This window comes from Sphingomonas jatrophae, assembly GCF_900113315.1.
Classification (GTDB): domain Bacteria; phylum Pseudomonadota; class Alphaproteobacteria; order Sphingomonadales; family Sphingomonadaceae; genus Sphingomonas_P; species Sphingomonas_P jatrophae.
On record NZ_FOZG01000001.1, the window covers coordinates 586,840 to 598,504 of the forward strand.

Sequence of the window (11,665 nt, forward strand, 5' to 3'; positions counted from 1 at the left end):
AGGCCCCGATGGCACGCAAGCTGAACATCCGCCGACCCCTGCTCGCCGGCTGTGCGCCGCTCGCGCTGGCGCTTGCCGCAATGGGGCAGCCCGCAGTGGCGCAGTCGTACCTCGGCAACGTCACCGGCACGGTGAACGCCAGCGTCAGCACGGCGGCGAACCGCACGACGGTGACCGTCACCGGCACCAAGGCGATCGTCGACTGGACCGCGACAGGCCCGACGACCGACAATGCGGTGACGTGGAACGGTGCCGGCGGGCCGGTGCGCCAGAACACGGTGACTTTCCAGGAAGCGGGCACCGAGACGGTGTTCCAGGGTCCCGGGCAGGATTATACCGTGCTCAACCGGATCAATCCGGGCGCGGACGGCCGTGCCGTCGTGCTGAACGGCGTCACCAGCAGCTATCTGCGCGGCGAAGGTGGCCCGCGTGGCGGTGCGGTGTGGTTCTACAGCCCCGGCGGCATCGTCATCGGCCCGAACGGGCGGTTCGATGTCGGCAGCCTGCTGCTCACCGCCAATCGGCCGAACTTCGATCCCGCGACCCCCGGCGCGGGCACGATCAGCCTTGGCGCGCCGGAAATTGCGGGCGCAAGCGTGACCGTCCAGCCCGGCGCACAGATCAACCTGTCCGAGGCGGGCAGCTATCTCGCGATGGTGGCGCCCCGCGTGCGGATGGGCGGCAGCGCGACGGTCAACGGCTCCGTCGCCTATGTCGCGGCGGACGCGGCGGACATCACGATCAACGGCGGCCTGTTCGACATCGACGTGTCGCAGGGCACGAGCGCGACGGGCAGCGATGCCGTGCTGGAGCATAGCGGGTCCACCACCGGCCCCGCGGGCACGAACCGCGGCATCTTCATGGTCGCAGTGCCACGCAACGATGCGGTGACGATGCTGGTCAGCGGCACGGCCGGCTATGCCGCTGCGACGGACACGAGCGTGCAGAACGGCATCGTGGTCCTTTCCGCCGGCAGCGGTGCGCAGCTGGTCGAACAGAGCGGCGGTGTCGCCGCGCGCTTCGACACGCCGTCGTCCCCCCTTGGCGCGTCCATAGCCATGCGAGCCGGGACGTTCAGCTCCGACGTATCCGCCAATGCGAGTGGCGGCGTTATTGCTCGCGCTGGCGATGACGCGGCGTCCACGAGCGATACGCTGCGCTTCGACCGCACTGTCGAGCTGCGTGCGGCGCAGTCGATCGCTCTGTCGGCCGAGGATGGTGCTTCGCTGACGGTGGGCCGCGCGCTGACTTTGACGCGGCCCGGCGACCAGTCGGACGGCGCGCGGGATCTTGCCTTGCGGATCGATGCCACCGGCGGCGGCGTGGTCAGCATTGGCGGGGCCACGCGAATGGACGCGTCCACCAGCGTCAGCCCCACCGCGCTCGTCCATGTCGGCGCGCAGAGCGGTGGCCGGGTGACGCTTGGCGGCGGGCTCGTCGCCGATGCGAGCGTCAGCGGCACGAGCAGCGTCACCGGCGGCCGGGCGGAGATCGTCGCGACTGGCGGCTCCGTCGCGATCACCGGCGGCACGACGCGGATCACCGTGAACGGCTCTGCCGATGGCACCGGCAACGCGGCGACCGGCGGCACCGCGGTGCTGAGCGCGACGGACGGGTCGATCCGCATCGGCCAGTCGCTCGACATACAGGCGCAGGGCAGCTCCTCTGCGGGCGCGGGCACGGGCGGGCAGATCGATCTTGCGGTCGGCGGCACCGGCACCCTGCCGGACGGCGTCACGCGCGAACTCGCGCTGCCGAGTGCTTATCTGTCGGCCTATGGCTATGGCGGCGGAGGTGCGACCGGCACCGGCGGCACCATCACGCTTGCCGCGGCGAGCGGTACGCTCTCCGCAGGCTCGCTGACGGCTGAGGCGATTGGCCAGGGCGGCGGCGGCACCTCTGCACGCGGTAGTGGCGCGGTGGGCGGCACCGGTGGCACCGGTTTCGGTGGGCGCGTGTCGGTGACCGGCACCGGCGGCACGCTGGATTTCGACAGCCTCAACCTTTCCGTTGACGCCTTCGGCGGCAGCGGCGGCGATATCGAGAGCGGCTATGGCAACGGCATCGGCGGCGTCGGCGGTTCCGCCACCGCGGGCACCACGCTGATCGACGTAGCCGCCGGCGCGCTGACCGCCGACGCGCTCAGCCAGTCGGCCTATGGCCGAGGCGGCTTCGGTGGCTACGGCGGCTATGACGGTGAGACCGGCGTCACGGGTACGGCCGGCAACGGCGGCAACGGCACAGGCGGCCAGACGAGCCTCCGCATCGGCAGCGGCGGCAGCATGAACGTCACCGGCGCCTATGGCTCGCTCGACCTCTCGGCGGCCGGACAGGGCGGCAATGCCGGCTACAGCTATCCGGACCCCGCGGTGGCCGGCGTCGGCCAGGGCGGTCGCACGCTGTTGACGGTGGAAGATGGCGGCCAGCTCACCGCCACCACGCTCCGTATCGGTGCGGACGCCTATAGCTCCTTCGACGGTGGCGAGGGCGGTCTGCCTGCATCCGTAGGCGGCGGCAGCGCGCAGATGCTGGTGCAGGGCGGCGGCCGGGCGGACATCGGCGCGCTGACCGTGTCGGCACAAGCGCTCTCCGGCGGACCGCGCAGGGGCGGCAGCGCCGGCGTGACGGTGGCCGGCGGCACGCTGACCATCGCCAACAGCCTCTCGATCGATGCGGATGCCGGCGAGTTCGATCCGGCCGTGCCGATGTTCGCGCCTCGCGCCGCGCCGCCGGCAACGGGGCCGCAGGATGCGCAGGGTGGCGATGCACGGCTGACGGTCGGGCCGGACAGCAGCTTCACCGTCGCACCCGACGCCACCTTCGCGTTGAGCGCGGACGCAGCTTCGACCGGCAATGGCGACACGAGCGGCAATGCCGTCGGCGGCACCGCGGTGCTGCGCTTCGATGGCGTGACGCAGGCTCTCCCGGCCGGCCTGACGGTCAGCGCCCGCGCGCGCAGCGAAGCGGCGACCACGCCGGGCGGCGCCTATGGCGGCACCGCGCGGCTGGAACTGGCCGGCGGCGCCACGCTGACCGTGCCCGGCGCGACCTCGATTCTGGCGGACGCGGTGAGCGGGAGTGGCGCTGTTGCGGCACTTGCGCAGGGCGGCACGGCGGAGGTGCTGGCGGACGGCGGCACGCTGATCGCGCAGGCGCCTTTGCTGATCGCCGCGCGCGGCACGGGTGGCGAAGCACTGGGCGGCGGCGCCGCATCGGCTGGCCAGGGCGGCACGGCGGCGCTCACGCTGCGGAATGGCGGCGAGGTGCGCGCACCCTCGCTGACCATCAGCGCCGCGGGTGTCGGCGGGGCGAGCCTGGCAACGTCCGACACGCCCGAGCGGGGCATCTCTGGCGACGGCACCGGCGGAACCGTGCGGCTGGATGCGGACTCCGGGCGCATCGAAGTAGCCGGCGCGACCCTGCTCGACGCCGACGGGCGCGGCGGTGCGAACGCCACGGCGGGAACGGCCGGCGCAGGCATCGGCGGCACGGTTTCGCTGACCACGGGCGCGGCCGCTCTGGCGCTCGCGCAAACCGACATCTTCGCGCGGGGCATCGGCGGCTCGATCACAGCGAACGCTTATGGTGCGGGTGGCATCGGGGGCGATGGCCGCGGCGGAACGATCTCGTCGGCTGTCGGCGCGGGCGGCATGACTGCGACCGCGATCACCCTCGACGCGCGCGGTCTGGGCGCTGTCGGTGGCGCGGCGACGCCCGGAACACCGGGCGGCCCCTATGATGCGGGAGCCGGCGGCAACGCGACCGGCGGCTCGGCCAGCCTGCTCACGGAGGGCGTGGTCAGCGCTCAGTCGCTGATCGTGCTCGCGGGCGCAAACGGGGGCGACGGCGGTGCGAACAGCGCTGGGGGACGTGTCGGACGGGGGGGCGACGCCGACGCCTCCACTGCCCTGGCACAGACCGGCACCATCGGTGGCCAGATCCTCGTCACGACCCTGTCGCTCGATGCCGGCGCGCAGGGTGGCAGCGTGCCGGCGGATGCGGCGGCAGGCGACGTGCGCAACACCGCCGGTATCGCCCGCGGCGGCACCGCGCGGCTGAGTGGAGCCGGCGGCGCGATCACGGCTGCTGGCGTGAGCCTGGCCGCCAATGCGGCGGGCGGCAGCGGCACCGCTGCCGGCGGCGGCGCATCGGGGGGTACGGCCGAACTGGTCGGCGCGGCCACGTTCGGGATTGCTCGCCTGTCGCTGAGCGGCAACGCACTCGGCGGTACCAGCAGCGCTGCCGGCGGTGGCGCCGGCGCGGCGGGCGCGGCTCGCATCGCGCTGACCGGAGGCACGCTGAACGTGTCCGAAAGCATCGCGATCAACGCGGTCGGTACGGGTGGTACTGGTGGAACGTCGCCTGGCGCTGCCGGCGGCAGCGGCACCGGTGGTGCGGTGGAGCTCAGCACGTCCGGCGGCGCAGTCGTCACCACCACCCCGGCCCTTACCCTAGACGGGCGCGGCGTCGGCGGCGTTGGCAACGGTGGTGGCTCTGCCGGCGGCGGCCGCGGTGTCGTCCGCGCGAGCGGTGGCGCGATCCGGATTGGCGGTGCGCTCAATGTTGATGTCGGCGCGGGCGGCGGTGGCACCCGGTCGGGTGCTGCCGGCTCCGCCAAGGGCGGCACGATCGACGTCGTGGTAGCTGCCGATGGCGCGACACCGGGCGAGCTACGCACCAGTTCGCTCAGCCTTGTCGCAGGCGGCACAGGCGGCACCCGCTCCTCCGGCACCAGCCAGCTGACAGGCGGCTCGGGTGCCGGCGGTACGGTGACGGTGAGCGCGACCGGCGGCACCCTCGCCGGAGGAACCGGCACCACCATCGACGTCAGCGGCCGCGGCGGTCGCGGTTTCGGCTTCCGCGGTGGCGCCGGACAGGGCGGCACGGCGACGGTGACGAACGCGGCGGGCACGCTCGATCTTGGCAACCTGAGCATCGATGCGAGCGGCTATGGCGGCGGCATCATCGAAGTCGGCTATGGCAGCTCACCACTCGGCGGCGATGGCGGCAGCGGCAGCGGTGGCGTCGTGCTGGTCGATGCAAGCGGTGGTCAGATCCGGGCGGGAAGCGTCAGCCTGCGGGCGGTCGGGTCGGGCGGCGATGGCCAGACGTCCGGCGGCAACGGCAATGGTGCGGGCGGCAGCGGCGGTGCGGCGACTGGCGGCAGCGTGACCATGCGCGCGGGCGGCGGCGGGGGCGTCTCCACCCGCTTCGTCCAGGCGGACGTGTCCGCCGCAGCAGGCGACGGTGCCGACGGCGATGTCGGCGGCAATGGCGGCAGCGCGACGGCAGGCACGGCCGCGATGGCGGTGGCGCAGGGGGGCACGTTCAGCTCGACCGGCCTCTACGTGGCGACAACCGCGGTGGGCGGCGACGGCGGATCCGCGATCAGCCGGCTTGGCGGCATGGGCAATGGCGGCGCCGGCGGCACTGGCGGCGCAGCGACCGGAGGTATCGTGCGGTTCACAGCCGACGGTGGGGCCTTGCCACTGACGACGGTCAACCTCTTCACCGCCGCCATCGGTGGTGCAGGCGGCGATGGCGCCCGCGGCGGACGCGGCGGCGCGGGCGGCCGTGGTGGCGATGCGACGGGCAGCACCGTGGCGATCGCCGCTTTGAATGGCGGTACGCTGTCGATCGACGGCGGTGAGGGGGCAGGCTCCATCCTGTTCCTCGACAATTATGCGCGTGCCGGCAGCGGCGGATCGGGCGGCGACGGCACCCAGTTCGGCGACACCGGCGGGGTCGGCGGCAGCGGCGGCAACGCACTCGGCGGCCTGATCGACGTGAGCGCAGCGGGCGGTACGGTGACGCTCGGCGCGATTGATTTCTCCGCATCGGCCGACGGCGGCTCCGCCCGCCCGGGTGGCACCGGCGCGCCGCAACCGTCAGGCCCCGGTGTGACTGCGGCTTACGGCGTGGCCGGTGGCGGCGCAGGCGGCACCATCCGCTTCACCGCACGCGACGTGGCCGGGCAACCGGCCGGCGTCATCACGGTTGGCACGGCACAGCTGAGCGCCATCGGACAGGCAGGCACCGATGCCAACGGCTATGGTGCGGGCGGGTTGACCGGGCATATCGCGATCCTGAACGAACGCAGCGGTGCCGATGGCGGGGCGATCCGCTTCGGCCAGACGAACGTTTGGACGGTCGGCCAGGACGATGGCACCCCTGCCCTCGACGTGCTGGCGGGCAATGGCGAAGTCAGCTTCGAGCAGCTGGACGCGCAGGTGGCCGGCAGCATCCGTCTCCGCGCCGTAGGCGCTGCCAGCATCCTCTCGGCCAAGAGCGTCAACCTCCAGGCCGATGGCGTCATCAGCGCCACGCACGCACAGCCGTCCGCAGGCCCCGTGCCGACGCTGCGCGCATCCAGCGTGTCCATGACCAGTTCGACCGGTATCGATCTTCAGCCGGGCAGCCGGATCGTGGCCGACAGCCGCATCGCGCTCACCTCGTTCGGCTTCACCAATGCCGACGCGCTGTTCGCGGGCAACCGGATCGACATCAACTCGCTCGGCAACGTGCGGGTCGGCACCGCAATCGCCGATGCGCCTGCCTTTGACGGCGAAAGCGTGGTCGAGGGCGGCCGCGTCGTCATCGTCGCGGGGAGCGCCGGGCAGTTCGACTTCGTGCCCCAGCCGCTGGCGGATGCCAGCATCACCGTGACCGGTCTCGTCTCCGGCGCCGCCTCGGCCGAGCTGACCGCGGGACGGGACGTGATCGTCGAGGCGGGGGGCGAGGTGCGCTCGGCCAATCTGGTCACGATCGATGCGGGCGACGATATCCTGATCCGCTCGGGTGGACGCGTGTCCGGCGCCACCGATCCGCTCTTCGCGTTCGATCCCGAGTTCGAGACCGGCATCGCCGATGCCGGCGTGCGGCTGACCGCCGGACGGCAGCAGGTCGGCTATGACAAGCCGGCGGGTGAAGTGGCGTCGATCCTGATCGATGGTGCGGTGTCGGCCGGGTCACGCGCGCTGGTGATCGGCGCCGGAGCGGTTCGCGCATCGCAGCCGCTGGCGGCGCGCAGCCTGATCGTCTCGATCGATAATGCTCCCGTCGGCGACGCGGTGCCGCAGGACGATGGCGGCCAACTGAGCGGCGACTGCCTGGAGGGCAGCGTCTGCCTCGATCGCGTGCTGACCGCGCGGACCCTGCTGATCGGCGGCCTGAGCGGCGATGGCGAGCTGCCGACCCGCGTCCGCATCGCCGGCGGCTTCGACAATCGGCAGACGGTGATCCGGACGCGCGGCGATCTGACGCTGGCCGGAAACGACAGCTATGGCGGGTCGGAGCTGTTCCGCCTGCAATCGCTCGAAGGGCGTGTCAGCGCCGGTGCAGGGGCGGTGCTGCGGGGCGGCGGCGTCGCCATCGATGGTGGCGAGGGCCGGCCGGGCGGTTTCACGATCCTGGCGGCGCAGGGCATCGAGGCGGCGGGCGCCACCTTCGATTCGACGGACGATCTCGGGCTCTTCGTCGGCACGGGCGATCTGCGTGTCGGCACGTTGCGTACTGCCGGCCGGGTCAACACGCTGGCCGAGGACGGCAGCGTGCGGCTGGCGGGGCAGATCGACGTGCCCGGCGCGGTCGTCATCGACACCTTGCTTTCGGTCGGCGCGGGCGACGCGATCGTCACCGCAAATGGCGGCGATGCACGGGTAGCGCGGGCCGAGACGGCGAATGGCAGTGCGGTCCGCATCCGTGCGACGCAGACGGCGGCACTCGGCAGCGCGGGCGGCAGCGGCAGCGATCCGCAGGAGATCCGGGTGGACGGCCGCACCGTCGAAGCAGGTGGCCTGACGGCGGCCGGCGCCATCGCGCTGACGGCGAGCGACGGCGCGGTGACCGCAGGCCCGTTGCGGGCGCGCAGCGGCGATGTGCGGCTGAACGCCACGGGGCTCGTCCAGGCGGCCGCCGTGGAGGCTGGCGGCACGGTGCTGGTGCGCGGTGCCAGTGCCGATCTCGGAACGCTGACAGGCGGCACGGTCGATGTCGCGACAGCGGGAGCGCTGACCAGCGGCGCGGTGCAGGCAGGCGGCGCGGTGACGCTGATCGCGGAGGCTGGGCCGGTGCGCAGTGGCGCGCTGAGCGGTGGCTTGACCGTGACGGTGGAGAGCCGTGCGGGCTCCGCCACCCTCGGCGACGTGACTGCAGGTACGGGAGCGGCGCTGGCGGCACGCGGCGGTGACCTGACGGTCGGCACCGTGAGGACGCGGAGCGGCGACGCTCGGCTTGAGGCATCGGGCGGCGTGCGTGGCGGCGGACTGGCAGTCGCGGGCAGCGCGATCGTAATGGCCGGTGGTGCGCTTGCGCTCGATGGCGCGACAAGTGCCGGCGGGGCGATGGCGCTCACGGCGGAGAGTATCGCGCTCCGTGGCGGTGTCAGCGCCGGGTCGCTCGACGCGACGGCTCAGAACGGCCTGACCTTCACGACGGTCGATACGGCGGGGGCGGCCAGCATGACCTCGCGTGGCGGGAACCTGACAGGCAGTCGGGTCACCAGTGGCGGACCGGTCACGCTGGCGGCCGGAGGCGCGATGACGCTCGATCGGGTGGTCGGCGGCGGAGACGTGTCGCTGACGGCGGGCGGCGACCTGCTGGTGCGAGAGGATCTGCGTGCCGGCGGCGTGGCGCGGGCGAGTGGCGGGAGCGTGACGCTCAACGCAGGCGGTCCGCTGACGCTCGCCAGCCTCGTGGCGACGCGCGGCGATGCGACGGTTAACGCGACGGGTGATCTCGCCATCTCGGGGGCTCGTGCCGGCGGGTCGATCCTGCTTGCGAGCAGCGGCGGGGCGGTCACGCTGGCGGACGCATCGACGGAGCCAGCGGGCACCGGCGCGGCACGCGGCGACATCCGCGTGACCGCCGCGACCGATGCGACGCTGAGCGGCAACGTCGCTGCCCGCGATGATCTGGTCGTCTCGGCCGGTCGCGTGGCGCGATTGAACGGGCAGGCGCTCGGTCGCACGGTCTCGATCGCGTCGGCGGATGTGGCGATCGGCACGGCCGCACGGATCGGCCGCGGTGCCGACACGGCCGAGGTGCGCTTCATCAACAGCGGCAGCGGCATGACCGCCATCGGCAGCGGCGTGACCGGCAGTTATGCGCTGGAGACAGCGGAACTGCAGACGGTGGCGGCACAGACGCTGCGGGTGACAGCACCGGGCGAGATCGCGATCGGTTCGGCAACCCTGACCGGATCGGCAGGCAGCTCGGCAGCGCGGCTCTATGGCGGCAATGCGGCGCTGATCGTCGAGACGCCAGGCCGGATCGCGGTGAGCGGCGCGCTGGTGCTGGCGTCGGCTGGTGCGAACGATCTGCTGTCGCTGGCTGCGGGCACGCGGCTCGACATCACGGCGCCGGGCGCATCGTTGGACGCGGGCAGCGGGCGGCTGCTGCTTGCCGGACAGTCCATCTTCGCCGGCACGCCGGGTGCCGCCGCGGATGTGACCGCCGCGGCCGGCACCGATGCGCGCGATGCGCGGCTGGGCCAGGCGGACTTCCAGGTGCCCGGCGGCTATCTGCGCGCCAACGCGATCGAGTTCCGCTTCGGCTCCGGCCTGTTCGTGCAGAATAGCGGCACGGCAGGCGATCTCGGCTCGGCGGCGCGCGCCGGGTTCGTCGCGAACAGCGTGACGCTGACTGCGCTGCAAGCGGGCGCCACGGTGGTGGTCAACGGCCGGGTTGCCGATGCGGGCGGGGCGGCGGTGATCCCGCGGCTGACGATCCGTGGACAGGGCACGCAGGCGGCATTGCTCGATCCTCGATCGACCGCGAATGGCTGCCTGATCGCAGGCGGCGGCTGCCGCTTCGACGCGGTGGACACGCCCTTCGTGCAACCGCCGCTCTTCCCGGTGCAGGACACGATCGGTGAGGCGCTCAACCCGGTCGACGATCCGGTCACGGGCGGGCTGATCCGCATCGTCGAGCCGCTGATCCAGACGGGCGAGTTTACCGGCTATGGCTTCGCTCCGCCGATCGACGAGCCCGTGACCAGCACCGGCAATGACGATCTCTGGACGGGCGAGCCGAACAATTGCGTGGCGGGATCCGGCGATCCGCGCTGCCCGATCCCGACGGAGGGCGTGACGCCGTAAGGCTTGCCCTCCGCCGCCTTCCCCGCGAAAGCGGAGCGGATCATGACGCACGCCCCTGCCCCGCTCGCCTTGTTCAACAGCCTGACCCGGTCGGTCGAGCCGTTCACGCCGATCCAGCCGGGGCTGGCGCGGCTATATTCGTGCGGCCCGACCGTCTATAACTATGCGCACCTCGGCAACCTGCGCGCCTATGTGTTCACCGATACGCTGCGGCGGACGCTGAACTGGAAGGGCCTGGCCACCAACCACGTCATCAACATCACCGACGTCGGTCACCTGACGTCGGACGCGGATGCCGGCGACGACAAGCTTGAAGCGGCGGCAAGCAGTACGGGGCGCGACATCTGGGAGATTGCGGCGCACTATACCGCGGCGTTCAAGGGCGATCTCGCACGGCTCAACATTCTGGCGCCGACGCTCTGGTCGGTCGCGACGGATCACATTCAGGACATGATCGCCTTCGCCCGCGCGATCGAGGCGCATGGCGCGGCCTATCCGCTGGAGAGCGGCCTCTATTTCGATGTCTCCAAGGTGCCCGATTATGGCGCACTGGCCGGCACCCGGCCGGACGAGACGGTGGCACGTATCGCAGATGTGGCGGGCAAGCGGCAGGCGGCCGATTTCGCGCTGTGGCGCCGCTCTGCGGCCGGTGAGACGCGGCAAATGGAATGGGCAAGCCCGTGGGGCCCCGGCGCACCGGGCTGGCATCTCGAATGCTCGGTCATGAGCATGAAGTATCTGGGCGCGCAGTTCGATATTCACACTGGCGGGATCGATCACCGCGAGATTCATCACCCCAACGAAATCGCGCAGAATCAGGCGTTCACCTGCACGTCGGCAACCGGCGCCAACTGGTGGATGCACAACAATTTCCTGGTCGAACGATCGGGCAAGATGTCCAAATCGTCGGGTGCGTTCCTGACGCTGCAATCGGTGGTGGACCGGGGCGTGCACCCCCTCGCCTACCGGCTGCTGTGCCTTGGCGCGCATTACCGGTCCGAGCTGGATTACTCGCCCGAGACGTTGGGTGCGGCGCTCACCCGGCTGCGGCGGATCGCCAGCGCGGTGGCGGGCTTGCGCGCGCAGGTGGGCGCGGCTGCGTGGATGCGGCCGCTGGCGGATGCGGCCGCGAGCCGCGGGGCGGCCTTCGATTATCAGCGCGGTGTCGTGGAGGAACGGCTCGGTCAGGGCGGTGCCGATCTGCTCGCTCAGTTCGATGCGGCGATCAGTGCCGACCTGATGACCCCGCAGGCCTTGCCGCTGCTCGAAGCCGCGCTCGCGGCGAAGGGGCTGAGCGCGGAGACGCGGCTGCGCGTGGCGCTGTCGATGGATCTGGTTCTCGGGCTGGACCTGCTGAACCTTGATCGTGCCCGCCTTTCGGTCCGCCCCGCAGACGCTGGCCTATCCGACGATGAAGCCGCATCTCTGTTCGCGGCGCGGCTGGATGCGCGTGCCGCCAAGGACTGGGCTCGCTCGGATACGCTGCGTGACGAACTCGCGGCGGGCGGCGTTGAAGTGATGGACGGCGCGGGTAGCGGCTGGGAGTGGCGAGCCAGGTTGTGACAGGA

At 72.1% G+C, this 11,665-nt stretch carries 2 protein-coding genes; both read left to right on the forward strand.

What is annotated here, in order from left to right; all coding sequences use genetic code 11:
* The first annotated feature begins 8 nt into the window (after window positions 1–8).
* The gene (locus BM360_RS02765) at window positions 9–10,097 is read left to right on the forward strand and encodes a hypothetical protein (RefSeq protein ID WP_131819164.1); all 10,089 of its coding nucleotides are present in this window, start codon (window positions 9–11) and stop codon (window positions 10,095–10,097) included.
* Between the two features lie 42 nt (window positions 10,098–10,139).
* Window positions 10,140–11,660, forward strand: coding sequence for a cysteine--tRNA ligase (gene cysS / locus BM360_RS02770; protein ID WP_093313654.1), 1,521 nt, complete (start codon window positions 10,140–10,142; stop codon window positions 11,658–11,660).
* The last annotated feature ends 5 nt before the right edge of the window (window positions 11,661–11,665 follow it).

Excerpts from the sequence above, each read along its gene's own strand:
- BM360_RS02765 (WP_131819164.1), top strand. The coding sequence starts at position 9 with ATGGCACGCAAGCTGAACATCCGCCGACCCCTGCTCGCCGGCTGTGCG.
- cysS (WP_093313654.1), top strand. The coding sequence starts at position 10,140 with ATGACGCACGCCCCTGCCCCGCTCGCCTTGTTCAACAGCCTGACCCGG.